26 protein-coding genes are annotated in these 23,940 nt (G+C 61.3%); 20 read left to right on the forward strand and 6 right to left on the reverse strand.

Annotated features, from left to right (window positions below):
• Positions 1-26 precede the first annotated feature (26 nt).
• From GJB56_RS19455 to GJB56_RS19465, 3 genes are all read left to right on the forward strand, one after another.
• Positions 27-1,235 carry an MFS transporter gene (locus GJB56_RS19455; protein ID WP_230091020.1) on the forward strand — a complete coding sequence of 403 codons (1,209 nt, stop codon included), beginning with the start codon at positions 27-29 and terminating at the stop codon, positions 1,233-1,235.
• A gap of 102 nt (positions 1,236-1,337) precedes the next feature.
• Positions 1,338-2,006: a FadR/GntR family transcriptional regulator gene (locus GJB56_RS19460; RefSeq protein WP_046379429.1), complete on the forward strand. Its 669-nt coding sequence runs from the start codon at positions 1,338-1,340 to the stop codon at positions 2,004-2,006.
• Between the two features lie 21 nt (positions 2,007-2,027).
• Positions 2,028-2,471: a hypothetical protein gene (locus GJB56_RS19465; protein ID WP_230091021.1), complete on the forward strand. Its 444-nt coding sequence runs from the start codon at positions 2,028-2,030 to the stop codon at positions 2,469-2,471.
• 93 nt (positions 2,472-2,564) lie between these two features.
• Here GJB56_RS19465 and GJB56_RS19470 read toward each other — a convergent pair whose 3' ends face one another.
• Positions 2,565-3,179, reverse strand: a complete 615-nt coding sequence (locus GJB56_RS19470) for a TetR/AcrR family transcriptional regulator (protein WP_069145464.1) — start codon at positions 3,177-3,179, stop codon at positions 2,565-2,567.
• 176 nt (positions 3,180-3,355) lie between these two features.
• Between GJB56_RS19470 and GJB56_RS19475 the strand changes: the two genes are divergently transcribed.
• From GJB56_RS19475 to GJB56_RS19530, 12 genes are all read left to right on the forward strand, one after another.
• Positions 3,356-4,591, forward strand: coding sequence for a sedoheptulose 7-phosphate cyclase (locus GJB56_RS19475; protein ID WP_019745651.1), 1,236 nt, complete (start codon positions 3,356-3,358; stop codon positions 4,589-4,591).
• The gene (locus tag GJB56_RS19480; RefSeq protein ID WP_029537128.1) at positions 4,588-5,616 is read left to right on the forward strand and encodes a 3-oxoacyl-ACP synthase III family protein; all 1,029 of its coding nucleotides are present in this window, start codon (positions 4,588-4,590) and stop codon (positions 5,614-5,616) included. Before GJB56_RS19475 ends, GJB56_RS19480 begins: the two co-directional genes overlap by 4 nt.
• Positions 5,617-5,619: 3 nt before the next feature.
• The gene (locus GJB56_RS19485; protein ID WP_113682675.1) at positions 5,620-6,822 is read left to right on the forward strand and encodes an MFS transporter; all 1,203 of its coding nucleotides are present in this window, start codon (positions 5,620-5,622) and stop codon (positions 6,820-6,822) included.
• Positions 6,823-6,827: 5 nt separating this feature from the next.
• Entirely contained in the window at positions 6,828-7,823 is a 996-nt protein-coding gene (locus tag GJB56_RS19490; RefSeq protein ID WP_020909399.1) for a zinc-dependent alcohol dehydrogenase, read from the forward strand.
• Entirely contained in the window at positions 7,816-8,637 is an 822-nt protein-coding gene (locus GJB56_RS19495) for an SDR family oxidoreductase (RefSeq protein ID WP_019745655.1), read from the forward strand. The genes GJB56_RS19490 and GJB56_RS19495 overlap by 8 nt, the downstream gene beginning before the upstream one ends.
• The gene (locus GJB56_RS19500) at positions 8,634-9,533 is read left to right on the forward strand and encodes an NADP-dependent oxidoreductase (RefSeq protein WP_019745656.1); all 900 of its coding nucleotides are present in this window, start codon (positions 8,634-8,636) and stop codon (positions 9,531-9,533) included. The genes GJB56_RS19495 and GJB56_RS19500 overlap by 4 nt, the downstream gene beginning before the upstream one ends.
• Complete coding sequence (locus GJB56_RS19505; RefSeq protein WP_019745657.1) at positions 9,530-10,327, forward strand: VOC family protein; 798 nt, start codon at positions 9,530-9,532, stop codon at positions 10,325-10,327. Before GJB56_RS19500 ends, GJB56_RS19505 begins: the two co-directional genes overlap by 4 nt.
• Positions 10,324-11,208, forward strand: coding sequence for a TIGR03619 family F420-dependent LLM class oxidoreductase (locus GJB56_RS19510; RefSeq protein WP_020971055.1), 885 nt, complete (start codon positions 10,324-10,326; stop codon positions 11,206-11,208). The genes GJB56_RS19505 and GJB56_RS19510 overlap by 4 nt, the downstream gene beginning before the upstream one ends.
• Positions 11,205-11,873, forward strand: coding sequence for an HAD-IA family hydrolase (locus GJB56_RS19515; RefSeq protein ID WP_019745659.1), 669 nt, complete (start codon positions 11,205-11,207; stop codon positions 11,871-11,873). The genes GJB56_RS19510 and GJB56_RS19515 overlap by 4 nt, the downstream gene beginning before the upstream one ends.
• Positions 11,870-12,832, forward strand: coding sequence for an ROK family protein (locus GJB56_RS19520; protein ID WP_019745660.1), 963 nt, complete (start codon positions 11,870-11,872; stop codon positions 12,830-12,832). The genes GJB56_RS19515 and GJB56_RS19520 overlap by 4 nt, the downstream gene beginning before the upstream one ends.
• A gap of 10 nt (positions 12,833-12,842) precedes the next feature.
• Positions 12,843-13,943 carry an alcohol dehydrogenase catalytic domain-containing protein gene (locus GJB56_RS19525; RefSeq protein WP_019745661.1) on the forward strand — a complete coding sequence of 367 codons (1,101 nt, stop codon included), beginning with the start codon at positions 12,843-12,845 and terminating at the stop codon, positions 13,941-13,943.
• Between the two features lie 161 nt (positions 13,944-14,104).
• Positions 14,105-14,581 carry a hypothetical protein gene (locus GJB56_RS19530; RefSeq protein WP_024487502.1) on the forward strand — a complete coding sequence of 159 codons (477 nt, stop codon included), beginning with the start codon at positions 14,105-14,107 and terminating at the stop codon, positions 14,579-14,581.
• A 13-nt stretch (positions 14,582-14,594) separates the two neighbouring features.
• On the opposite strand, the gene GJB56_RS19535 is transcribed toward GJB56_RS19530, so the two are convergent.
• Complete coding sequence (locus GJB56_RS19535) at positions 14,595-15,368, reverse strand: DUF4190 domain-containing protein (RefSeq protein WP_113682676.1); 774 nt, start codon at positions 15,366-15,368, stop codon at positions 14,595-14,597.
• A 175-nt stretch (positions 15,369-15,543) separates the two neighbouring features.
• Here GJB56_RS19535 and GJB56_RS19540 point away from each other — a divergent pair, with 175 nt between their 5' ends.
• The 3 genes from GJB56_RS19540 (at position 15,544) to GJB56_RS19550 (ending at position 18,371) form a co-directional block, all read left to right on the forward strand.
• Positions 15,544-16,251: a TetR/AcrR family transcriptional regulator gene (locus tag GJB56_RS19540; protein WP_113682677.1), complete on the forward strand. Its 708-nt coding sequence runs from the start codon at positions 15,544-15,546 to the stop codon at positions 16,249-16,251.
• The gene (locus GJB56_RS19545; protein ID WP_113682678.1) at positions 16,244-16,981 is read left to right on the forward strand and encodes an SDR family oxidoreductase; all 738 of its coding nucleotides are present in this window, start codon (positions 16,244-16,246) and stop codon (positions 16,979-16,981) included. Before GJB56_RS19540 ends, GJB56_RS19545 begins: the two co-directional genes overlap by 8 nt.
• A gap of 82 nt (positions 16,982-17,063) precedes the next feature.
• Complete coding sequence (locus GJB56_RS19550; protein ID WP_113682679.1) at positions 17,064-18,371, forward strand: serine hydrolase domain-containing protein; 1,308 nt, start codon at positions 17,064-17,066, stop codon at positions 18,369-18,371.
• 19 nt (positions 18,372-18,390) lie between these two features.
• Here GJB56_RS19550 and GJB56_RS19555 read toward each other — a convergent pair whose 3' ends face one another.
• The 3 genes from GJB56_RS19555 to GJB56_RS19565 form a co-directional block, all read right to left on the reverse strand.
• Positions 18,391-19,227 (reverse strand): DUF1206 domain-containing protein, encoded by an 837-nt coding sequence (locus GJB56_RS19555; RefSeq protein ID WP_019745667.1) that lies wholly within the window; start codon positions 19,225-19,227, stop codon positions 18,391-18,393.
• 61 nt (positions 19,228-19,288) lie between these two features.
• On the reverse strand, positions 19,289-19,690 hold the full coding sequence (locus GJB56_RS19560; RefSeq protein ID WP_020971062.1) for a hypothetical protein: 402 nt from the start codon (positions 19,688-19,690) through the stop codon (positions 19,289-19,291).
• A gap of 58 nt (positions 19,691-19,748) precedes the next feature.
• A complete protein-coding gene (locus GJB56_RS19565; protein ID WP_113682680.1) occupies positions 19,749-20,720 on the reverse strand; it encodes a serine/threonine dehydratase in 972 nt (323 codons plus the stop codon).
• A 167-nt stretch (positions 20,721-20,887) separates the two neighbouring features.
• On the opposite strand from GJB56_RS19565, the gene GJB56_RS19570 reads away from it, so the two are divergent.
• Entirely contained in the window at positions 20,888-21,526 is a 639-nt protein-coding gene (locus GJB56_RS19570; protein ID WP_113682681.1) for an NAD(P)-dependent oxidoreductase, read from the forward strand.
• Between the two features lie 2 nt (positions 21,527-21,528).
• Entirely contained in the window at positions 21,529-22,476 is a 948-nt protein-coding gene (locus tag GJB56_RS19575) for a nuclear transport factor 2 family protein (RefSeq protein WP_113682682.1), read from the forward strand.
• A 38-nt stretch (positions 22,477-22,514) separates the two neighbouring features.
• Here GJB56_RS19575 and GJB56_RS19580 read toward each other — a convergent pair whose 3' ends face one another.
• Entirely contained in the window at positions 22,515-23,681 is a 1,167-nt protein-coding gene (locus GJB56_RS19580; RefSeq protein ID WP_020971065.1) for an alkane 1-monooxygenase, read from the reverse strand.
• Positions 23,682-23,940: the final 259 nt, after the last annotated feature.

Genomic DNA, 23,940 nt, shown 5'->3' on the forward strand with positions numbered 1-23,940 from the left:
ACCTGAACGAAGGGATGCCCAAGGAGATGAAGAAGGGGCAAGTTGCGTTTCTCACCGGCACACACGTCGTGAACGATCTGTACCAGGGGGCTGTGCCTGCACTGTTGCCGTTCATGATGCTGGAACGCGGATATTCCTACTCCGCGGTTGCCGGAATCACGCTCGCCGCGACCGGACTATCCAGTGTCGTGCAACCCGCATTCGGCATGCTGGTCGATCGAAAGAGCCGGAATTGGCTGGTACCCACAGGTTTTGTGACGGCCGCAACGGGAATTGTCGTGGCCGCGATGAGCACCACCTACATCGTTACTTGGCTGGCAATTGCTTTGGCCGGCATCGGCATTGCCGCATACCATCCGCCCGCCACAAATTTGGCACGCGCAGCTGGAGGTCACTCGCAGAAGGCCATGAGCGTGTTCTCCGTGGGCGGCACGTTGGGAGCCTCACTGGCGCCACCGTTCGTCACGCTCGTGGTCGGTTCGCTCGGATTGTCCGGCGGCTACCTGCTCGCAGTTCCTGCAGTGGTAGCGGCTATTTGGTGGATCGTCGCCCAATCACGACCAGCCGGCACGGGCACGGACGCCGAATCAGCCCAATCGTTGAGTTCGCAGCTAGCAGCGAACGGTCCCGTGTCAGATGATTGGCGCTCGTTCACCCGACTCGTGCTGGTAACGGTGTGTTGGTCAATTCCATATGTGACCACGCTGTCGTTGGTCTCACCGTACGTACTCAACGGACTGAACGGATCATCCTCGAGTGCAGCAATCGTGTTGTCCTCCTTCACCTTGGCGGGAGCGGCCGGCACGCTACTGGGCGGAGTCCTCGCGGACCGTCGTGGTCGACGTGCATCCATCCGACTCGGTTACCTGCTTGCCGTACCATCACTGGCATTGCTCGCCGCGGCTCCGAACGTGGCAATTGCCGAACTTGGAATCGTGTGTCTCGGATTCGCGATGTTCTTGCCCTTCGCGCCACAGGTGACGTTGGCGCAGGACTACCTACCGAACCGCCCAGGCACGGCAAGTGGGGTGACACTCGGACTCGCAATGTCAGTGGGAGGCATCGCCTCTCCGCTGTTCGGTTACCTGGCAGATCACTTCGGACCGCGCATGGCGATCGGGACGACAACTGCAGTGCTGTTGGTCGGAGCCGTCATCGCATTCACCTTGCGCGATCGACGCCTCGACCCGGAAGACGAGACGGAGCGCGAACTGGACGTCATCGCCCTTCGATAACCCGACAGACTGCACCGTAGTCTGAAGATTCATCGGAGGACATGAAGTGTCACTCGGTGGGCCGCTCCACGGCGGTTCACCGAGTCAGTCAGGAGCAGACACATGGCAGTGCGCCAGGTCAAGCAGCAGTCACTGGTACAGAAAGCCGCAGACGAACTTGCGCGCCTCATCGGCGACGGCGAGTGGCCGGTCGGGACGAAAATCCCGAACGAGCAGGATCTGAGCACGCTCCTCGGAGTCGGGCGTTCGACCGGCAGGGAAGCCGTGCGTGCACTGATCGCGTCGGGACAGCTCTACTCTCATCAAGGATCCGGCACCTACGTCATGTCCTCGACTCCGGTCACAGAACTCGAGCGAGAACTCAAACGCTCGGACCGCCGCGAAGTCTACGAAGTGCGCAGACTCCTGGAGGTGGAAGCGGGCCGTCTGGCTGCCATGCGTCGAACTTCCGCCGACGTCAACCTGTTACGGGTGGCACTCGAAGCCCGTGAAAATGCTTCGACACCAACAGAATTTGTCGACGCTGACATGGAACTACATCGCGCCGTGGTGAATGCTGCGCACAACAGCGTGTTGTCGATGGTGTTCGATTCATTCATCGAAACGCTCCGCAACTCGGCCCTGGACGTTATCACCGACGTCACGGCACGAAACCCCCAATCCATCGACGACGAAGCCGCTGCCCACCGAGATCTGGTGGAAGCAATCGTCGCGGGTGATGCCGACGCTGCCAGCGCGGCAACGCGCAGGAACATGGACGGGCTCGACTGACCCTCTCTATCGTTGTCAGGCATGACGTCCACATCGCTCCCTCCACGGGGTCTCCGGATCGGTCTGTCCGCCATCGCGTGGCTCAACCTGCTCTCTGCGCTCGTAGGAATGGCGGGCCTGACGATCGGCAGCGGGATGGGCCTGCCTCCGGAGTGGATCGAGGGAACCGTCTTCCCTTCATATTTCTGGCCCGGAATCCTCCTCGGCGTTGTCGTCGGAGGCATCCAAGCCGCCGCGCTCTTCGCTCAGCACAACAGGTTCCGCCTGGCATGGGGCCTGCACGCCGCCGCCGGCCTGACGATGATGATCTGGATCTTCGTCGAAATCGCCATGATCCTCGTCTGGTCGCCGCTGCAAGGCATCTTCTTCACCACTGGATTGGCCCAGACGATCCTCGCCGTTCTCGCACTCGGCGCCTGGCCCCGCCCCTTCCTCCAACGAACCGACAGCCATCACGGTCAGTGACGAATTACATTGGGATAGAAGGTCACTAGGACCGACCTCGATGCTCTCCATCGCCCAATCCAGCTCGACCCCCGACCGTCAACTGAAATCTGTTCAGCCGATGAGGTCTTTCGAGAAGTTCAGCGAGTCGAAAGACCTGTTCGCTACGAGTTCCAATTGCCTCTGTGTTGCACCGTCTCGGGCGCGCTGAGACATGCCTTGGATGACTACACCGATGAACTCGGCAAGGTCCTCGGGATCGGAGTCAGCGGGTATGAGTCCGTTGGCGATATCGGCTGCGATCCTCTGCGACAGCAACACCACGTTGGCATTTCGCATGTCGCGCAATCGGTTTGCTATGTGACTGTTGGCGTCGGTCACGCTGACCGCCGCGCTGATGATCAGACAACCACCCGGACAAGACTCGTCGGTGTAATGGGACGCCGCGTCGTTCAAGAGGCGGCGAATCAATTCGGATGCCTCGCGCTCTTCGGCGAACGCCCGGTCCATGAAGTCGCCGCGAGTCGCGTTGTAGTGATCGACGGCGGCAAAGAACACTCCTTCCTTGCCGCCGAAAGCACTGTAGAGACTCGGTGGATTTATCTGCATCGCAGCAGTCAACATGGCAACGGATGTCCCCTCGTAGCCGTGCTCCCAGAAGGCATACATCGCCTTGTCCAAGGCCGCGTCTACGTCGAACTTCCGCCCTTGTCCCGGCACCCCGGCCATGCAACCTCCCAATTCCGCAGCATCTACCGATCCAAATGTGATCTATTCTACTCTTGTAGCGATCACTATGCGAATGTCCTACTGTTCTCCTCGAAAGTTCATTTCGTTCACTGAAGTACCGCCGTACTGCTGACACAGCTCGCGAACGCTCTTTCACACCGTCTAGGGGGATCGACATGCGTAGTGCCGCTTCATTCAAACTGGGTCTCAGCCACAGCGCGGCCACCGATTCGACATGGAAGGTCGAAGCGGTCAAACAGGTCGAGTATCACGTGATTGCCGCACGAAATCTGTTCGCCAAGGACAGCACTCGACTACTCGACGGGTGCAGCGCAGCGTCGCTACACCGCGGAGACCGACGCTTGATCATCATCGACGCGAACGTCGACCGAATTCACGGGGATAGAATTCGAGGCTACTTCGAACACCACGGAATACGAGCATCCTTCGTACCGATGCGAGCCGACGAGACGGTCAAAGAGTGGGGTTCTGCGGTGCGGGTGGTCGACGCGATGAACGGATTCGGCATCGACCGACGCAGGGAGCCGGTAATCGCGATCGGCGGGGGTGTTCTACTCGACATTGTCGGTTTCGCCGCGAGCGTCTACCGCCGCGGAACGCCGTACATCCGGGTCCCCACCACACTGATCGGCCTCGTCGACGCCGGGGTCGGCGTCAAGACCGGAGTCAACTACGGCATGGGCAAGAATCGACTGGGGACGTATGCACCGGCCCTGGCAACTTTTGTCGACCGAGCATTCCTGCGTACCCTCGACAACCGACACTTGTCCAACGGCCTTGCCGAGATACTCAAGATGGCCTTGATCAAATCCCTCGACCTCTTCGAACTGCTGGAAATCTTCGGGGAACGATTGATCGGTGACAGGTTTCAGGGCTCTTCCGACGAACTCGACACAGCAGCAACACAAGTCATCGCCGAGTCGATCCACCTGATGCTCGAGGAACTGCAGCCCAATCTGTGGGAATCCTGCCTCGAACGCTGCGTCGACTACGGCCACACATTCTCGCCCACGCTCGAGATGGAAGCACTACCGGAACTTCTGCACGGTGAAGCCGTAGCTGTCGACATGGCATTGACGTCTGCACTGGGTTATTTGCGGGGAAGTATCAGTGAAGCTGAACTTGATCGCGTCCTGACTGTAATGAGGCGCCTCGGCCTTCCCACCTGGAACGACGTCTTGTCCACACCGGGCGTCCTCGGCGCCGCATTGGCCGACACAGTGCGTCATCGGGACGGGCGGCAACGGCTGCCTTTGCCGGTCGGGATCGGTGGACACCACTTCGTCAATGATGTCACGATCGACGGAATCAACTCTGCCTCCGCCCTTTTGAACAGGAAGAGCGACGAGCTACGCGTCCGTGAGACGTCGGTGACGAAGGTCGCGTCATGAGGTGGGGCGGCCTCTACCTCGAAGGCTTCGGCTCATACCTACCGGACAGGCGGGAACAAGCCTCCGACATGGTGACCGAAGGACGGTTCGATCCCGTCGAACAGCAGAAGACCGGACAGACTTCGGTTGCAGTGTCGGACCCTGATATCGGCGAATCCGCGCCGGAGATGGCAGTCTTCGCAGGCAGAGCTGCGTTGGCCGACAGCGGAATCAGCAGCAACGAAATCGACCTACTCGTGCATGCAGTGGTTCTGCACAACGGCCTGGAGGCGTGGAACTGCGGCGCCTACATTCAGAACGAACTTGGCATCGACGACTGCCTGCCGATCGAGATCCGAACAGCCTGCGCCGGAGCAATCGTCGGAATCGAACTGATCGGCCGCTGGTTCGACGGACACGGCAAAGGCCTGGTAACTGCATCCGACGCTTGGCGTCTCCCCCTGTTCGACCGGTGGAATTCCGACAGCGGTCTCGCCTACGGAGACGGCGCGGCCGCTGCTGTCATCGGCCCGGATCCGGGTCCCTTTCGTATTCTTTCGACTTCCGTAGTCACTGATGCACACCTCGAGCAGATGCACCGCGGGCACGAGCGCACAAGCATGCCTGTCTACGGCACCGCCGACCCGATCGATCTCCGAGCACGGGTGGGGGGCTTCACCGAGACTCACTCCATCGACGAGTTCTGGTCACGCAACGCGGCCGCTCTGTCTCGATGCGCTGAAACAGCTTTGGGTGATGCCGCCACTCATCACGGTGACATCGCCACCTGGATCGTACCGAATTTCGGCAACGTCCTACTCCGCAAACAATGTTTCGAGCCGCTGAAGATCCGCGCCGAGCAGACCTTGGTCGAACTCGGCAGAACCATCGGCCACACCGGTGCTGCCGACCCACTACTGGGCCTCGACCTGCTCCGCCGCAGCAAGGCCCTGCACCCCGGAGACCGGATCATGCTCACCGGCATCGGCGTCGGGTTCACATGGGGATGCGCAGTCGTCGAATACACCGGATACGAGAAGGGATAGGCCATGGTGGTCGAAACTCCGCACAAATTGACGACAACGGCTCGCTCTACCAACGCGAATGCCGCAATAATCTGGATGCTCCTGGCAGTGTTCGGCGTCGGCACTGTCGAATACCTTGTGGCCGGCGTACTTCCGGACATCTCCACCGACCTCGGGGTCAGCACCTCCACAGCCGGACTGCTCGTCACCATCTATGCCGTCACAGTGGTCATCGGTGGCCCTCTACTGACGATCGCTACCACCAGGGTGCCGCGGACACCTCTCATCGCGGCTCTGATGGCTCTCTTCGTCATCGGCAACATCGGAACTGCGCTGGCACCGAACTTCGCAACCATGGTGATATTTCGGATCATCACTGCTCTGCCACACGCGACGTTCTTCGCTCTGTGCCTGGTGCTGGCGACGTCGTTGGTGGCGCCTGAATTCCAAGGGCGTGTGATCGCCCGCGTCACCCTCGGACTGAACCTGGCGACGGTCCTCGGCGTCCCCTTGGGAACTCTCATCGGTACACAACTGGGTTGGCGCTGGTCTTTTGCGATCATCGCCGTTTTCCAACTGCTGGTCACCGCTGCGCTGATCGCCTCGACGCGCAACGCCGCTCCCTCGCACCAGACCGGCAACGTCAGCTCAGAGCTACGGGTGTTCACCCGGGGCCCAGTTCTGTGGGCGATCGGGCTGACCGCTCTCAGTCAGGCAGCGCTTTTCGTGGTGTTCACCTACATCTCGCCGTATCTCACCGAGCATGCCGGCATCTCGGTGTCGACGGTGACGGTGGTGTTGTTCGTATTCGGCGTCGGGTCTGTTGTCGGCAATCAACTCGGTGGTTACTACGCAGACAAGGACCTGGACAAAACGCTGTACATCGCGTTGACCGCGCTCGCGTTGGCACTTCTCGCTCTCTTCGTCTTCGGCGGAACGTCTTGGTTTGCCTTCGCCTGGATGTTCGTACTCGGTGCTACCGGTTTTTCCATTATTCCGCCGCTCGCCTCGAAACTCATCGGTGCTGCAAGCGAAGCCCCGCACCTTGCTGCCACGGTCAACATTGCAGGATTCCAACTTGCGAATGCTGCCGGCGCGTGGATCGGCTCGATCGCTCTGTCCGGCGGCAACAGCGTTGCAGTCCTGCCTGCTATCGGGGCAGTCCTCGCGGCGGGCGCAGTACTGCTGCTGTTCGTCAGTCGGCGCACTGCTCGGAGCGTGACGTGAAAGCCATGAGAGCTGCGATGATCGACGCTCCCCGTTCCGTGTCGATCGTGACGATCGACCGTCCCAACTGCGGGCCTGACGATGTCGTCGTCAAGGTTGCCTATGTCGGTCTGTGCGGTACGGATCTGGAGTTGTTGCACGGCACGTCGTCATACCTCACTGACGGCCTTACGTCGTTTCCGCATCACTTCGGGCACGAATGGGTGGGCACCGTAGAGCAGACCGGCCCGAATATTCACGATCTGTCGGCGGGTGACGTAGTCACCGGGAGCACGATGATTTTCTGCCAGGCGTGTTCGGCCTGCGGGGCCGGACGACGCAACCAATGCTCCGATCTGCGTGAGGTCGGGCTATACGAACATCCTGGTGCCGCAGCCGAATTCCTCCGCATGCCGCGGCGCACGGTCGTTTCACTCGGTCGCGTCACAGTCGAACCGGAGCACGTTCTCATCGAGCCGCTCGTGACGGTGCTCGAGGCGCTCGACGCTGCTTCGGTGTCGCCGGGTGATCGGGTTCTCGTCGTCGGAGCGGGCACGATCGGCAGCTTGTCCATCGCCATGCTGAGTCGATACCCGATCACCGTCGACGTTCTCGAACCCCGGTCGATCGAACACCTCGACTCCGGCACCGTCACACACAGTTTCACCGATGCCACACACCTGACCGGGCAGTACGACGTGGTCGTGGAGGCGTCTGGTGGCGCCGGTGCGCTGGGTACCGCCGTAGGCGTTCTCCGTCCGGGAGGCAAGTGCATCCTCGTAGGCGTCGCGGCGCACACGGAATCGATCGATCCCGGAGCGGTTGCGCTGGCCGGCATTTCGATCATCGGAGTACGTCACGGGGTAGATCACTACCGCCGAGCCGCGGAACTGTTCCCGCTGATTCGCCCGGCATTGACCGCATTGATCGACAGTGTGGTTCCTCTGACCGAAGCACAGTCCGCATTCGATCGTCTCGAAGGCCACAGGACACGGCCGAAGGTGGTGATCTCTGTTGAGTGAGCTCGAATACACAGTGATAACCGGAGCGAGTAGTGGTATCGGCCGGGCAATCGCGCTCGCGCTTGCGAAAGAGGGTCACAACCTCGTCCTCGGATACGGCAATGGTCTCGATCGCATCGCACGGTTGGTGAGCGAACTAAATGCGCAGTTCCGCATCGACGTCGTTCCCCTGCAACTGGACCTGCGCAATGCCGAATCGACAGTCGACGCCGTTCTGAGATGCACAGATGAACTGGGTGAGATCCACTGCCTGGTAAACAATGCCGGAATCAACGATCGATCACCCGCAGATGCACTCGCCATCGATCGAATGCGCGAGGTCATGGCCGTCAATTCGATCACCCCACTTGCGTTGGCCTCGTCGGTGGGGCGCCGGATGATCGCGCGAGGTATCGCAGGATCGATCGTCAACATCACATCGATCCATGACACGGTCCCCATCACCGGCGGTGCAATCTACTGCGCCAGCAAGGCAGCATTGGCGGCGTCGAGTCGTGTCCTCGCCCTCGAATTCGCGCCCCACGGAGTGCGCGTCAATTCCGTCGCACCGGGAGAAACCGCCACCGCGATGAACGGCATCGATGACGAATCCTCGTATGCGGACATCGATCGCCCCGCTATCCCGTTGGGGCGTCCGGCCGGTGTGCACGAGGTCGCAGCAGCCGCGGCGTTCCTCGCCGGGTCCGGTTCGAGCTATCTCACGGGGACCACCGTTACCGTCGACGGCGGACTGGTTCTGACTGCAGCCGAAGCGAATGCCCGCTACGCCGTCGATCATTCTCCAACGCAAGGTCTCATGAAAGGAATCGCATGAAAGCCATCGCAATCGAAGCCATCGGCGACCCAAGCGTTCTCACTCTCACCGAGGTTGACGAGCCGACATCCGGCCCCGGAGACGTCACTGTTTCCGTTGCAGCCGCTGCCGTCAACCCTGTCGATCTGAAGACCCGTTCGGGGTTCTTGCCCATCGAGTTGCACTTCCCAGCCGTATTGGGATGGGACGTCTCCGGAACTGTTATCGCAGTCGGATCCGCGGTAACACGCTTCACGCCAGGAGACCGCGTCATCGGAATGATCGCGCAACCGGCACACCGCTACGGAACCTATGCCGAACGCGTCACCGCCGACCAGTCCTTGTTCGCACCCGCTCCGTCGAACGTCACCCTCGAGCACGCTGCTGCGATCCCACTCGCAGCGCTCACCGCTGTGCAATGCCTCGAGAAACTCGACCTTGCACCAGAATCCACGGTGTTGGTGACCGGTGCTGCCGGCGCGGTGGGCCGAATAGCGTCGGCGCTGCTGATCTCGCGGGGACACCGCGTCGAAGCCCTCGCTCGCGAGAGCGACACTGACGAACTCTTGGCCCTCAGCCTCAGCCGGGTCATAGCGAGTCCCGTCGACCTGCCGCAGAAGGAGTACGACGCCATCGTCGACACGGCGGGTATTGCCGAATCCGTCGACAGTGTGCGAGACGACGGCGCCTTCATCTCCATCGACGACAACGAGCAACCCGCACCGCAACGTGGAATCACACCGGCGAAAAGCTATGTCGACGAGGACGGCTCGGGCCTCGAATCATTCGCCGAACTGGTATCGACCGGTTCGGTCACCGTCCCTGTCGCCCGAACATTCCGGTTCGACGAAGCACCCCAAGCCCACGCTCTGCTGGCCGCGGGCGGAACCCGAGGAAAGGTACTGCTGATCCCATGACCGTGACCGCGAATGTCGAAGATGCCTTGTCCACAGTCGGTGTCACCGTTCCCGATGCGGACGCCGCCGCCAACTTCTTCGCTTCACTCCTGGGTGCGAACCGCGTCGTAAGATACCCCGGACGTGTCTCCGTACCGATCGGATTGTCGGGGGTCGTGGATTTCGTATCAGCGGATTGGCCCCATCAACCCCCACCGCGGTTGGTCGACATCGGTACCAACCATCTCTGCTTCACTGTCGGCGATATCGAACTCGCTGTGAGCTACCTTGATTCGCGAAGCGACGTGACAGTCCTCGGCGACGTGATCGAGGTACCCGAGGGTCCGATTGCGGGCAACAAGTGGGTGTACTTCCGGTCGCCGTGGGGCGATCTCTTCGAACTTCAGCAGTGGCCCGAGGAGCCGGGATACTTCCACGAGACCCAGGCCCGACTCCACCACAGACGAGAGGACATCGCGTCAGCCCTTCTCCCGACCTGCCGCGGTTTGGATCACACGGGCTACAGCGTCCCGGACCTCGACGCCGCGATAGCGCGTCTGGTGACCGCCCATTCGGGAACCGAGGTGCTCCGCACCGACATCGCAGCGGATCGCGGGTTCATGACGGCACAGTTCGATCTCGACGTCGAAGGAACGTCCCGGATGGCGATGGTATCCGTCGGCGACTTGAACATCGAGTTGTTCGAGCACCACATCGGCCGGCAGGAGGCCCCTCGCCCTTTGACCGCCAACGGGGGAAACTTCCTGACGTTCCGCCACGGGGGCGCCGCGCGACTGATTCCGAGTTCGCTGTGAAGTACGGAATCAATCTCCCCAACTTCGGGCCGCAGATCGACCCCGAGGGGATTCTCGCGTGGGCCCGGACAGCGGAAGCTGCCGGATTCGACAATGTCCTACTCTCGGATCACGTGGTGTTGACCGACGACGCGAATCGCCGCTCTCCCGCTCCGTTTTACGAGTGCCTGGCCACGCTGTCCTGGCTCGCAGCGGGTACCGAGTCGATTCGCCTGGGCAGCGGCGTGCTGATCGGCAGTCACCGACACCCGGCCCACCTCGCCCACGCGACCGCGACGATTGATCGACTCAGCGGCGGACGGTTGATCGTGGGCATCGGGGTCGGCTGGACTGCACAGGCTTTCGACGTCCTCGGCGTTCCGTTCACACGTCGAGGCCGACTGACGGATACCACTCTCGAAACCCTGATCGCAGCGTGGACGTCGGAGACATACGACGCACCGGGCTCGGCCGGAACACATCGCGTGCACAACGGACCTCTACCGCTGCAGCAACCACACCCTCCGTTGTGGATCGGCGGCAACGGACCCGCTGCGATCGACCGAACCAACAGATTAGGCACTGCATGGCACCCATTGCACCCTACCCGGGGCCTATGCATCGCTGGAGTCGCTTCACTCGCCCCCGGGCGTGAGTTCGTCCCCCGCATCTACTTTCTCCCCACCGAAAGATCTGTCGAATCACCAGACCGTCCACTCGGGTACGGAACCATCAACCAGATACGTGCCGACATCGATTTTCTGTCTGAGATCGGTGCACAGACGATTGTGCTCGATACCGATCCTGGCGACCAGCGACTGCGCCGCTCAACCGACCACGATCTCGATCTGATTCGCATTGCCGGCGAAAGTTTGGGAATGAGTCGGGTAGCCGTCTTATGACTCTGCGGCCCAGCTTGATTCGACAATCCATTTCGACCTCGGCACTGCTGTTCGACATGGACGGAACCCTCGTCGATTCGCAGGCGTCGATCGAGGCTGTCTGGTTCGAATTCGCGGACCGGCACGGCGTTGATCGGGCGGTGGTAGCGCAGGCACTTCCAGGCCGCATCGCTTCCGACATCATCGTTCGGGTTCTCGGTAATCGAGCAAACGTCGAATCCGAACTGAACTGGATCAGGCAAAGCGAAGAGCAGAACTCGCACCCAGTTCGCGCCATCGCCGGCGCCAAGGACTTTCTGGCGTCTGTGCCCCGGGAGCAATGGGCGATTGTCACGTCGGCCCCTCGATCGATGATGGTGCGAAGGCTCACTGAAGCGGGCCTCCCGCTTCCACACGCGTCGGTATGCGCTGAGGACGTGCGCGCCGGCAAGCCAGATCCCGAGGGCTTTCTTGCAGCGGCGGCGCGCTTGAAGGTTTCCGCCGACTCCTGCACCGTATTCGAAGACTCCTCGGCCGGCATGGCTGCTGCGGCCGATTCCGGCGCATCATGCGTTGCAATCGGAGCCGAGCCCGGACGAAACCTTTTGAGAGTGAATAATTTTACTTCACTACGACTCTCCCGAGAGAGATCGGAGCTCGTAATCGACGTGGTACCGGAACTATGACGGATACCGTATCGGTCGATCTGGGAGGTACGTGGCTACGCATCCGCAGCGGTGAGCGAACCGAACGGCTGCCATCGCCCAGCGTGCTCCGACAACCGTCTGCCACTCCCGATCAACTCCTGCGCGAGCTGATCGAGACACTGGATCGATATCTACCGCCGGGTGCCGCAGTGAACATGGCGTGCGGGGCCGCGCTCGACGAACAGAAGGGCGTCGCCCATGGATCCGGCCCATTGTGGGGCGGCACTCCTGCCGGTGAGATTCCGTTGCTGCGCCTCCTCGAATCCCACCGCCCGGACGTTCGATGGACACTCGTGAACGACGTGACGGCAGGGTTGGCGTCATTCGCTCGTGGGTTTACACGTCCCACCGATCGGCGCATCGCCTACCTCACCATCAGCAGCGGGATCGCACTGCGGATAGCTGATGCAAGAGAGGGAGTGATTCCAGTGGACGCATTGGGGTTGCAAGGTGAGGTCGGCCACCTTCGTGCAGTGACGTCGGGGCCGGATACAGTGCGACAGTTGCCCTGCGCATGTGGAGGCATCGGACATGTCGCGGCGATCTCGTCCGGCTCGGCGTTGGCTGCTGTCGCCTCGGCTCTCGAATTGCCCTATGACAGAGATTCGTTCGGTCCAGCACTCGAGTCAGGCGCCCCTGGTGCATCACTTCTGTTGAGCGTGGTCGTCGAGCCGATCGCCGAGCTGGTCAGAACGATGATCGCCCTCGATCCACGACTGGATCGCATCGGGATCGGTGGCGGGCTCGCCGAAGGTCTGTCCGAGATGTACGAGAGGGAACTTTGTTCCCAACTCGCCTCGGTGCGATCGTACGCGGACACGTCACTGACTCCCGAGAGAATCCGTAAGACGATATACCTGTGCCGTCCTCACGACATCGACACCCTGTCCGGTGCCGACGATATTGCCGCCGGTCGCCTCCGCGTAAGCAAGCTGTGAAAGAGGATTCATGACAACGCAACTCACCCATCGCGCAATCGTGAGAAGGGGCAGTCGGTCGAGCGTCGAAAAGCGGCCGACTCCAACTCCCGGACCCGGCGAACTTCTCGTCGCCCCCGAGAAAGTCAGCCTGTGCGGGACTGACATTCAGATTGTGCGCGGAGACAGGGACGACCCCTCGCCCATCGTCGGCCACGAAGGCGCTACCCGCGTCGTCGAAGTGGGCGACGGCGTCACCGGCTTCGAGGTAGGTGATCGAGTCGTGGTCAACCCGACGCATCCGCATGATTCATCGTTTCTTCTCGGCCACAACGTCGAGGGGTTGTTTCAACAACGCGTCATCATCGGCGTGCCCGCGGTGAGTGGAGGGTTGGTCACGCCGTTGCCACTGGAACTTTCCAGCGCACGCGCTACTCTCGTCGAACCGTACGCCGTCGTCAGGTACGCGCTCTCCTGCCTCTCCCGTGAGTCACCGGGGACGCTGCTCATTTTCGGCGACGGTCTCATCGGAAATCTGGCTGCGGCCCTCGCACCCTCCGTTCTCTTCCCAACCGTCCGAGTAGTAATGGTCCACCGCACCGAACTCGGCATGGAGTGGACGACAAATCACTTTCCATCCGTGGTCAACTCGCTCGCTACCGAGAACTGGGTACGCGAAACCACAGGCTCGGTCGCCGTGCTGGTCGCGACTCACCGCGCCGGCACAGTAGCGTCGATCGACACCGCTCTGGAACGCCTCGGCGATCGAGTTGTCTCCGTGCATCCGATTGGTGGAGTGCCGGCCAAGGCCACGTCCGATTTGTTACCCGGGGTGGACATCGCCGGGGTGCGACAAGCCAACACGGGTGGACCGACACCACCCGCGATCACGACGTTCACCAGGGGCTCTCTGCGCGTTGCCTTGACGGGCAACAGAGGAGTCACGAACCACCAACTCGCCTCCGCTGCAGCTGCATTGACGAGCGCCGACGACACGATCGACACGCTACTCACACACCAACTCGGCATCGATGAGGGCACCGCATTGATGAACGTGATCTGCGAGAAACGGACCCGAGAGGTGGACGGCGAGTTGGTGATTCGATTGGTGGTGAATCTTGCGGGTCATTGAAGGTATTTGATCCGACGAACTCGGGGAACAACCAGCCAAGACCTCCCGCCCGAGATCCCCCACGGACTCGCATTGCTAGTGTTGATGACGTGTTTGCCACGGGACCCAACGCGCTGACGGTAAAAGGCCAACCGACGCTTCAACACATAGATTTCACCTTTTTGGATTCTTTTCGATTTCCCGACCGGCAGGGCTTCCCCGATTCATATCGCGCATTCATCCGGCACGCAGGGTGGGCGCGGACCTTCGGACTCTGGCTCATCTATCCGCCCGTCCTTCCCGGATTTGCCGACGGCTGGCAAGGGCGCGCCCGCAACCTCACCGCTCATCTTCATTCGGTCTACACAGAAGGACAGGATGACGAGTTCGATTGGATGATCGAACCCGACGGCGATTGGTCACTCCCCGACTCGCTGCAGGTTTTCGGATGGAGCGAAAACGGTGACGCCCTCCTGTGGGACACAGCATCACGCGACACCGACGGAGAGTTTCCGGTTTGGGAATCGCGATCGTTCAACTCCCTCCACCGCCTCGGCGGGAGCCTCTACGAAGCACTTCCGTCCATTCGCACCCGGACGGCGAGCCTGTTCGGACCCCGCGCCTACGACATCGAGCCACTCCAGCCCACCCAACTCTGACGCGCGACCCAAATTATCGAAAGGCCGCGGGCACAGCCACTAGTACGACACCTACGATGACGACCAGCGACAGATAGCCGAGAACGAGGCCGGCCACTGCCAATCCGCGCCCACTTTCGCCGGAACGGCGAATCTGGTTCAGCGACACATGGCCCACGGGAATAGCAAGAACCCCACCGAAGATTCCAAGTACCAGTGCGACGATGGCCAAGGCATTCGTACCGCCGACCACCCCTGGCGGCGGCGACACCCCCTGCCTGACAGGCCCGAATGCCGAACGAAGGCTCCTCCCTAACAGCAGCGCCCCGACCATATACAGCGACAGTCCCGCCACTGATCCGGCTACCCAGGCTCCACGAAACGCCGGCCCGTCGACGTCGAGGATCCTCCCCGCCGCCCTTACCCCGGATCCTGCTGCACCGACCGCGATACTCAAATTCACTGCGCCAGGAAGAACGGCAAGCAAGGCAATAGCACCGATACCAAGCGAAAATGCCGGGCCACCTCGGCGCCGCCACGCCAACGAACTCATCAGCGCTGCGAACAAAGTCACAGCAATGCCTAAAAGCCCAGTCACAAATCCGACAACGACTCCCGTCTCGAAGTCCCCACCTAGATGACGAGCAACCCACTGTGCCCAGGCCCGTGCGAATGGCGGCCCGAGCGTCAGCGAGGCAACGACCGTTGCAACCGCAACACACGCCACGACACTGACGACCCGCAGAATCCACCCCAGATAACCGGAATGCGAATTATTCGGCGCAACAGTAGTTTCCGAGTCGATCACCAGGATTCCTTCGTTCAGAGTGTGACAACAGAACGGCTCTAGCCGTCACTCCACACAGAACCGTGGCCGGACCGGCTCACTCATCTGATCAAGTTCTGGTGCCTGTGTCTGTAGTTCGTTCGCACGACCAAACCCGCGATAGCAACGATTACACATTTATGTTAGCGTTGTTTTCATGAGTTCGAGAGCAAAGATTCTGGCAGCAGCAACCGAGTTGCTCAACACCTCCCCCAACGGTGACATCTCCACCCGTGCCGTGTGCGAGATGGCCGGCGTCGGCGCCCCCGCGCTCTACCGTCAGTTCGGCGACAAGGACGGACTGCTCGCAGCCGTCGTCGAGGCAGGATTCTCCGAATACCTCGAAGGCAAACGCGCTGCGACACCTTCCGATGACCCCGTCGCCGATCTACGGGCCGGCTGGGATGCGCATACAGCCTTCGCGCTCGCACATCCCGCTCATTACCGACTGATGCACTCACCTTCCGCCCAGAGTGCCGACACCGCCTTGCAAGCCCAGGCGCTACTTCGATCCGTTCTCGAACGATGCGCTGCGGCAGGCGTTCTGACCGTATCGGTCGACGTGGCTACGCAGATGGTGATGTCCGCCAATGCGGGTGTCGCTCTGATGCTCGTCGTAAGGCCGGAACAGTACCCCGATCCGACACTGTCACAGCGAGTTCGCGACGGAATCATCGCGTCCATCATCGACGAGTCCGACGCCCACCCGGACGCCTCCCTCAACAGAGTTGCATCCACTCTCGACGCTCAACTCGCCGCCGCAGATTCAACTTCCCTCTCCACCAACGAAGTCGGCCTACTACGGGAGTGGCTCCGCAAGCTGTCCGATGCACCCAAACCAGTTCAGGAGTTACATCATGACTGACACCACCATCCGCGTCGCCATCGTCACCGGAGCTTCCGGCGGCATCGGGCGAGAGACTGCCGAGAAGCTCGCCGCCGACGGAATGGCTGTCGCCGTGCACTATTCAGGAAACCTGCAACGCGCCCAGGAAACAGTTGACACCATCGTCGCAGCGGGCGGTCGCGCCATCGCGGTGCATGCCGACGTCGCCGACGAAGGTGAAGTCGCGACCCTGTTCGATACGGTCGAGGAGGAGTTCGGGGGCATCGACGTCGTCGTCCATGCAGCCGGAATCATGATTCTCTCCACCGTCGCAGAACTGAACTTCGACGATTTCGATCGGATGCATCGGACCAACGTCCGAGGGACCTTCGTGGTCGACCAGCAGGCAGCCAGACGTGTCCGGACCGGTGGTGCGATCATCAATTTCTCCACCTCCGTGAAGAAGCTGGCGTTTCCGACTTATGCCGCGTACGCCGCCACCAAAGGTGCTGTCGACGCGATCACTCTGGTTCTCGCGAAAGAGCTACGGGGACGCGATATCACGGTCAACGCCGTAGCTCCGGGCCCCACGGCCACCGATCTGTTCCTGGACGGGAAAGACGAAGCTACAGTGGAGAACCTGTCCAAGCTGGCTCCCCTGGAACGCCTCGGCACACCGGTGGACATCGCGGAGGCTGTCGCGTTTCTCGCCGGCCCAGCTCGTTGGGTCAACGGCCAGGTCATCTACGTCAACGGCGGCGTAATTTAGCAAATCCATCGTCTAAGGACCACACCTTGGCAATTCCGACAAAACAGTCAAACTAGTCGACTTTGGTTGTAATGTGCAAACAATGGAAAACCAGGATCGAGGGTCCGCCCGGACGTCACGACGACAGTTCATCAGCGTTGCAGGGCTGGCGGCAACCGCCGTCATAACCCTCGCGACCTCCTCGACCGCCAGCGCCGCCGGCCCCACGGCACCCAATCCAGGTTCGCGGGTCGGCGATCCTGCGGAAGCCCAAGCGGTACAGCGCGTCGCAGAGACACTGCTGAACAGCGGAGTCCCCGGTCTTGCCTTCGCCATCGTCAAACCGGATGAGAAGAACCGCAATGCGAGTGTCACCACTACGTACCACTACGGCCAGGCCGACGTCGAAAACGGCGTGAGAGTCACTCCACGAACGCAATTCGAGATCGCCTCGGAGACCAAGACCTTCACCGCTGCACTACTGGCGAAACTGATCGCTCGGGGAGAAGTCGGATTGGACGACCTGGCGAGCAAGTATTCGGACGGCAACCCGCTGCCAAAAGGCAGCAGTGGCGAGGAGATCACGCTTCGCCAATTGGTCACCCACCGTTCCGGTCTTAGCGACGACCCACCCAATCTCTCGGCTGGGTGCGCAGATCCCACACAATCGTGCGTGGACGAGAAAGCGAAGTACACGAGAGACATGCTCTGGGAAGGACTCCGGGCTCCCGGGGCCTTGGAGTTCGCCCCCGGTAGCCACTGGCTGTACTCGGACTTCGGGTTCGGACTGCTCGGCACACTCATGGCAGACAAGATCATTCCGGGACAGGAGAAGCCGCCTTTCGCGGCAGCAGTTGCCCGCGAAATCACCGACCCGCTCGGGATGATGGGTACCGTGATCGAGACCAAAGCAACCGACCTGGCCGTTCCGTACTACCTCGACGGCACAAGAGCCCCTCTGTGGAACAACACGGGTGCGATCGCAGGCGGGGGTGGCCTCGTCAGCACCGCCGAGGATATGTCGATCTGGGCCGCAACAACTCTCGGCTATGGCAACAATCCGCTCAAACCGGTCCTGACCTCGATGCTCGAGCAGATCGACACGCAAGCTCCGGAGAATCCTGCATTCGGAATGGGAATGGCGTGGCAGCTCCAACCCCCGACGCCGAACTTCCCACAACGGTTCGCCAAGAAGAACGGAGACAGCTCGGGATCCAACTGCATCACCCTGTTGGTTCCCGACAGCGGTTGGTCGATCACGATTCTTGCGAACGGTGGAAATGCGGCGATGATCGACCCTGCAGCAGTGAACCTGATGCATGATCTGGTTCCGAGACGACCGATATTCGGTAGCTCGACGGGAAGTTCGTCGGGCAGCGACGCCGGTTTCCAGACCGGGTCATTCGGATAGACCCACTTACCCGCGGGCGCTACATCTTCGTCGAGCGTGCCATCACGAAGCAGTAGAGCCCGTAGGTGATGATGCCCAATCCGGCAAGGATCAGCAGGGCCACTCCGTACGGCTGCGCACCCAGCGTCTTGAACGCTCCGTCGAGTCCGGAGGACTTGCCGGGTTCGGAACTGTTGACCGCGAGAAGAACCAGAACGCCGACAGCCGCGATGGCCAAGCCCTTGGCGACGTACCCGACGGTTCCGAGTCGGCGCACGAAGTTGCTGGGTGTGCCTTTCAAATCATCCAGGAAGTTCTGGCTCGCGCCCTTGTACACGTGGTAAACACCAACAGCGATGATCGCGATCCCACCGATCACCAATGCGATAGTCCCCAGCGTGTTCTCCATCAAACGCGCCGTGATTCCCGCACTCTGACCGCTGCTGGACTTCCCGCTTCCGCGGGCGAATCCGAATGCAGTGAAAGCAAAACCGAAATAGACGAGCGAAATGCCCAGAGCCTTTGCGCGGTTGAAGAACTCCTTCTTCTTGTCGTCCGAGGACGGCGACGACGAGCTCCCCAACGCAGCTTCGGCCAATCTCCACAACGCCATGGCAAGGAAGGCCACGACGCCGACCCACAGAGCAAAGACACCCCCTGGTTTTCCTGCCAACTCGGCCATCGCACCCGATTGGTCCGCAGACCCGGATCCACCGAGAGCAAGGCGGATCGCGATATATCCGATCAGCAGATGAACCACACCGCTGACGACAAATCCTGCGCGGGCAAAGCGCTCGAAGACATTGTTCTGTGCGACGTCAGCCGCCGTGGACGTGACACTTTTCTGGTCCTGCGGTGACGATTCTTTGTTCATCATGATCGTCGAACCATATACGGGCAGACGCTTCCCTCGAACGCCTGCATCAAGTGTTTCGAGATCAAGGGTTTCGAGGGTTCTGATCCGGCGTCGACCGCGGTTCTTCGGGGTTGGGAACCTTGGGGTCGATCGTGTCTGCATGATCTCGTTGCTGGTTCAGTTCCTCGCGAGAGCTCGTCGCCTCTTTCCGATGTTGCGCTGCATGATGTTGCAGCGCAGACGCTTCCGCCGCCTTGGCGTCGGCCTCTGCCTGCACCATGCGCGCTTTGGCTGCTGTCTCTTCTGCCCGCGCCTCGCGCTCGCCTACTTGCAGCGACTTGTCTGCGACGTCTTCGCGGATCTGTTCTGCCTCGATGTGACGACGCTCGTCGCGCCTGTTTCGCGCCACCCACAGGAGTGCGGCCACGATCGCTATCACCACGACCACGGCAACAATTATCCAGATAATGCTGCTGGTACTCATACTGCGAGAGGTACCCACCTGGGACTTTCTCACACGCAGGCAAAGAAATACGCAAAAATTACAGGTCGGTCGGATGCGTGTTGGCACCGCACAAAACGACGCACAATTCACCGTCGGACGGCGGCGTCACCGTTCCGTTCAGAACCGGAACCATTGCTGCCGCGGTTCCCAACTCCACCAGGATCCGGAACTCCCGCCACAGGAACGCCCGCGCCTGCCGGATCGAATCATCGTCGACCACAACGCTGTTAACCGAACTCTCATGCAGCGTCTCCCAGGCGATGGCGCCAATCCGTGTGGCCCCCAATGAGTCCCCGGCGATACTGTTCACTTCGATATCGATCGGACGCCCCGCATCGAGCGAGGTGCGCAAGGTGGCAGCCCCGGTCGGCTCGACGGCTACCACTTGATCTTCGGGACGAGCCGCCGCGACGATTCCAGAGACCAACCCGCCGCCGCCGACTGCAACGCAATACGTGATCGGTCCGGATGCGTCGTCCTCGATCTCGAGAGCAATGGTCCCGGCTCCGCTGACGATGTCGGGCAGGTCGTAGGCGTGCAGTTCGAGCGCACCGCTCGAGCGTGCGATGTCCGCCGCAGCGGCAGCAGCGAGTGCATACCGGTCGCCGACCTTGTGAACGGTTGCACCCAACTCCCCAAGTGCCTTCACCTTCGCTTCGGGCGCTGTCTCCGGCACCACCACTGTGCAGGTGAGCCCTCGGCGCCGCGCGGCCCACGCAGCGCCGATCGCAGCGTTGCCGCCGGACGCGATCACCACGCCTGCGTCAGGCATGGTGCCGTCGGCGACCGCTCGTTCCACGGCATTGAGACTGCCGCGCACCTTGAAGGAGCCGCCGTGTTGGAGGTACTCGAGCTTGAACAGAACCGGCACCTCACCGTGTGGTGTCGGCACCGCAGTTCGAAAGATGGGAGTACGCCGCGCCAGTCCTGCGATACGAGTCCGCGCAGCTTCGACGTCCGAGCGCTCGATTGCCAGCGGACCTGCGTTGTTGTCGGCGGTGAGAGTCATGTACCAACCCTACGGTTCGCAACTTCGACCCGAAGCAGTCGGCCCATCGTCATCAAGATGTCTGTTTTTCACCAATTACTGCCCGCATCTGACCGAGACATCGACCTTCCAGGTGAATAAATTTACTACTACAAGCACAACGACGACATCAAGGAAAGGCACACGCCATGTCGAAGATCGCAGTATTCGGTGGAAACGGTTTTGCAGGAAGCGCAATCGCGAAGGAAGCCGCTTCACGCGGCCACGAGGTAACCGTCGTCGCTCGCAGCGCGCAGTCCGGAACCGACACGAATGTCGTGCAGGGTTCGGTTCACGACAACACGATCGTGGAGCAGATCACGGCAGACAACGACGTCGTTGTCGTTGCCATCCCCGCTCGCGAGATCGACGGCAAGCGCCTGCTCGACGCCGTCACTCCCCTCGCCGATGCCGCCGCACGCAACGGTGCTCGCATTGCCGTAGTCGGTGGCGCCGGCAGCCTGTTGGTCGCCGAGGGTGGGCCGCGCGTCGTCGACACCCCCGACTTCCCGGACGCATACAAGGGTGAGGCGCTCGCTCACGCCGACGTCCTCGACGCGCTCCGCGCGACCGACAGCAATGTCGACTGGTTCTACGTGAGCCCGGGCGCAGCATTCGGCGCCCATGCCGGCGTCGCTCCGAAGGGGTCCTTCCAGGTGGGTGGCGACATTCTGCTGACGGACGCCGAGGGTAACTCCGCCATCGCGGGCGAAGACTACGCCCACGCTTTTGTCGACGAGATCGAGACTCCGGCCCACCGTCGCCAGCGTTTCACCGTCGCACACTGAACATGAGCAACCTCCGTAGGCGCGCAGCCTGGATCACTGTTCCCGCTGCCGCCGCTCTCCTGCTCACCGCGTGCTCCAACGACGCGGAATCCGCAACGCCCAGCAGTTCTACGACGTCCACGAGCGTTGTCGCCCAGCAGGGCGATCAACTCGAATCCAACAAGACCGTCGTCACGGACTTCTACGAACTGGCGTTCAACGGCCGTCAGGTACAGCAGGCCGCCGACCGATACCTTGGCGACGTCTACATCCAACACAACCCCACCGCCGCCGACGGGGCAGCCGGATTTGTCAGCGGCATAGGCGGTTACGTCGAGGCCACACCCGGATTGCACGCCGAGATCACTCGTGTTTTCGCCGAGGGCGATCTGGTTGCCCTCCAGTCTCACACCACGTCTGCACCCGGCGACCGCGGCCAGGCCGTGTTCGACATCTTCCGCGTCGACAACGGCAAGATCGTCGAACACTGGGATGCCATTCAAGACGTGCCGGAAACGTCCGCAAATCCGAACACGATGTTCGACGGACCCACCTCGTCGCCGTCCAAGTCGTCAGAAGTCTTGGAGCGCAACACGGCCAACGCGTTGACGTTCCTGCAACTCGCCTTCAACGAAGGCAAAGCCGCCGAGGCTGCCGACCAGCTGGTCGGTCCGACCTACACCCAGCACAACCCCTCGTTCGCTGACGGCAAGGACGCATTTGTCACCGCACTGGCCGGGATCGAACCCGTTACCGGAGACAAGGCCACCAAGTTTCCACGGACGGTAGCCGAGGGCGACTTCGTCTTTGTTCAGACCTTCGCTTCGTCCGGTGAGGGAACGGCCGGCAGCGGCTCGATGGACATCTTCCGATTCGACGAGAACGGCAAAATTGTCGAACACTGGGACGCGGTCCAGGACTACCCTTCGACGACCGCAAGCGGTAACACCGTGTGGGATGACGGTCGCTGAGACGACAACTCCGAACAGTTCAGCGGACGGCTACGTGATCAGCCGACGTTGATTCGTTCTGTGTCGCCGTCGTAGTAGTCCAACAATCTCTGATCCATCACCCGGCGCCACAGTGGTGGAATCCACGCGATCACGATCATCACTGCGTAGCCGGCCGGAAGTTGCGGCGCTTCGGCCGCGCTACGCAGACTTTGGTACCGCAGCTTCGGGTTGGCGTGGTGATCGCTGTGCCGCTGCAGTTGGTAGAGAAACAGATTGCTCACGACGTGATCGCTGTTCCAACTGTCAGCGGGGCTGCAGCGAACGTACGAGCCGTCAGCACGCTTGCCACGCAGCAGACCGTAATGCTCGAGGTAGTTCGCCGCTTCGAGGAAGGTGAATCCGGCAACTGCCTGCAGCAGGAGCCAGGGCGCGACCTCCCAACCGAAGATACCGATCAGCGTCGCGAAGAGGACAACACTCATCGCCCAAGCGTTGAGAATATTGTTCTCGAAGCTCCAGGTTCGTTTGCCTTTCCTCTGGAGTCGAGCGCTCTCGATGCGCCATGCCGACCGCAGCCCGCCGAACACACTTCGTGGCAAGAACCTCCAGAAGCTCTCACCGAACCGTGAGCTGGCCGGGTCCTGCGGAGTAGCTACACGCACATGGTGGCCGAAATTGTGTTCCACGTAGAAGTGCCCGTAGAGAGATTGCGCAAGCGCCACTTTCGCGAGCCACTGTTCGACCTTCTCGCTCTTGTGGCCGAGCTCGTGGGCCGCGTTGATACCGACGCCGGCGACGACACCCACCGTGAACGACATCGCGATCTTCTCCGCGATTCCCATCGGAGCGTTGATCCAGCACCAGCAGGCGAAGACCAGACCGGCGTATTGCAAGGGGAGGAACGCGTAAGTGCACCAGCGGTAGTAGCGGTCCTTCTGCAGTCGTGGGATCGCATCGTCCGGCGGACTTTCGCCGTCTTCACCAGCCAACATGTCGATGATCGGGATGACGATGACCAGCAGCCACGCGCCGGTCGCCCAGAACAATCCGAGACGAAGGTTGTCGACGAGAAACCAGGAGATGAACGGGCTGAGTGGAATCAGCAATCCGAGCGGCCACAGGTACCTTTTGCGGTCGCGCCAGCGCGGGTTTTCGCCAGACGGCGAGTCGGTGTTCTGGACAGCCTTCGATTCGGTATGCCGTGCGTCGGAAGTCGCTGTCATTCGCCGATCTCGCCTTTCGTCCCCTCGAACGATTCGCCCCACGCACCGTTCACGCTCAGCAAACCACGACTCGCGCGCTGACGGATGTGGCCGTGAACGCACGACGCCCTACTGGAAACCCGACCGGGACACATGTCCGGCACGCGCTCTCCCCCGAGTAGCCACTGTTCACCCCGACAGCTGATTCGGACAAAATACCCCATCGATCTGCGGAAATGGACACCGCATCAACCTTTTGCCGCGCCTCGAAACGTCAAGG

The sequence above is a fragment of the Rhodococcus sp. AQ5-07 genome, assembly GCF_009707305.1.
Taxonomy (GTDB): Bacteria; Actinomycetota; Actinomycetes; order Mycobacteriales; family Mycobacteriaceae; genus Rhodococcus_F; species Rhodococcus_F erythropolis.

Bases quoted from the DNA above. Each gene is read 5' to 3' on its own strand.
- GJB56_RS19580 (WP_020971065.1), bottom strand. From the start codon at position 23,681: ATGACAGCGACTTCCGACGCACGGCATACCGAATCGAAGGCTGTCCAG.
- GJB56_RS19480 (WP_029537128.1), top strand. From the start codon at position 4,588: ATGAGGTGGGGCGGCCTCTACCTCGAAGGCTTCGGCTCATACCTACCG.
- GJB56_RS19470 (WP_069145464.1), bottom strand. From the start codon at position 3,179: ATGGCCGGGGTGCCGGGACAAGGGCGGAAGTTCGACGTAGACGCGGCC.
- GJB56_RS19525 (WP_019745661.1), top strand. From the start codon at position 12,843: ATGACAACGCAACTCACCCATCGCGCAATCGTGAGAAGGGGCAGTCGG.
- GJB56_RS19485 (WP_113682675.1), top strand. From the start codon at position 5,620: ATGGTGGTCGAAACTCCGCACAAATTGACGACAACGGCTCGCTCTACC.
- GJB56_RS19560 (WP_020971062.1), bottom strand. From the start codon at position 19,690: ATGAGTACCAGCAGCATTATCTGGATAATTGTTGCCGTGGTCGTGGTG.
- GJB56_RS19515 (WP_019745659.1), top strand. From the start codon at position 11,205: ATGACTCTGCGGCCCAGCTTGATTCGACAATCCATTTCGACCTCGGCA.
- GJB56_RS19570 (WP_113682681.1), top strand. From the start codon at position 20,888: ATGTCGAAGATCGCAGTATTCGGTGGAAACGGTTTTGCAGGAAGCGCA.
- GJB56_RS19575 (WP_113682682.1), top strand. From the start codon at position 21,529: ATGAGCAACCTCCGTAGGCGCGCAGCCTGGATCACTGTTCCCGCTGCC.
- GJB56_RS19465 (WP_230091021.1), top strand. From the start codon at position 2,028: ATGACGTCCACATCGCTCCCTCCACGGGGTCTCCGGATCGGTCTGTCC.
- GJB56_RS19550 (WP_113682679.1), top strand. From the start codon at position 17,064: ATGGAAAACCAGGATCGAGGGTCCGCCCGGACGTCACGACGACAGTTC.
- GJB56_RS19460 (WP_046379429.1), top strand. From the start codon at position 1,338: ATGGCAGTGCGCCAGGTCAAGCAGCAGTCACTGGTACAGAAAGCCGCA.
- GJB56_RS19540 (WP_113682677.1), top strand. From the start codon at position 15,544: ATGAGTTCGAGAGCAAAGATTCTGGCAGCAGCAACCGAGTTGCTCAAC.
- GJB56_RS19520 (WP_019745660.1), top strand. From the start codon at position 11,870: ATGACGGATACCGTATCGGTCGATCTGGGAGGTACGTGGCTACGCATC.
- GJB56_RS19455 (WP_230091020.1), top strand. From the start codon at position 27: ATGAAGAAGGGGCAAGTTGCGTTTCTCACCGGCACACACGTCGTGAAC.
- GJB56_RS19500 (WP_019745656.1), top strand. From the start codon at position 8,634: ATGAAAGCCATCGCAATCGAAGCCATCGGCGACCCAAGCGTTCTCACT.
- GJB56_RS19545 (WP_113682678.1), top strand. From the start codon at position 16,244: ATGACTGACACCACCATCCGCGTCGCCATCGTCACCGGAGCTTCCGGC.
- GJB56_RS19565 (WP_113682680.1), bottom strand. From the start codon at position 20,720: ATGACTCTCACCGCCGACAACAACGCAGGTCCGCTGGCAATCGAGCGC.
- GJB56_RS19490 (WP_020909399.1), top strand. From the start codon at position 6,828: ATGAGAGCTGCGATGATCGACGCTCCCCGTTCCGTGTCGATCGTGACG.
- GJB56_RS19505 (WP_019745657.1), top strand. From the start codon at position 9,530: ATGACCGTGACCGCGAATGTCGAAGATGCCTTGTCCACAGTCGGTGTC.
- GJB56_RS19555 (WP_019745667.1), bottom strand. From the start codon at position 19,227: ATGATGAACAAAGAATCGTCACCGCAGGACCAGAAAAGTGTCACGTCC.
- GJB56_RS19475 (WP_019745651.1), top strand. From the start codon at position 3,356: ATGCGTAGTGCCGCTTCATTCAAACTGGGTCTCAGCCACAGCGCGGCC.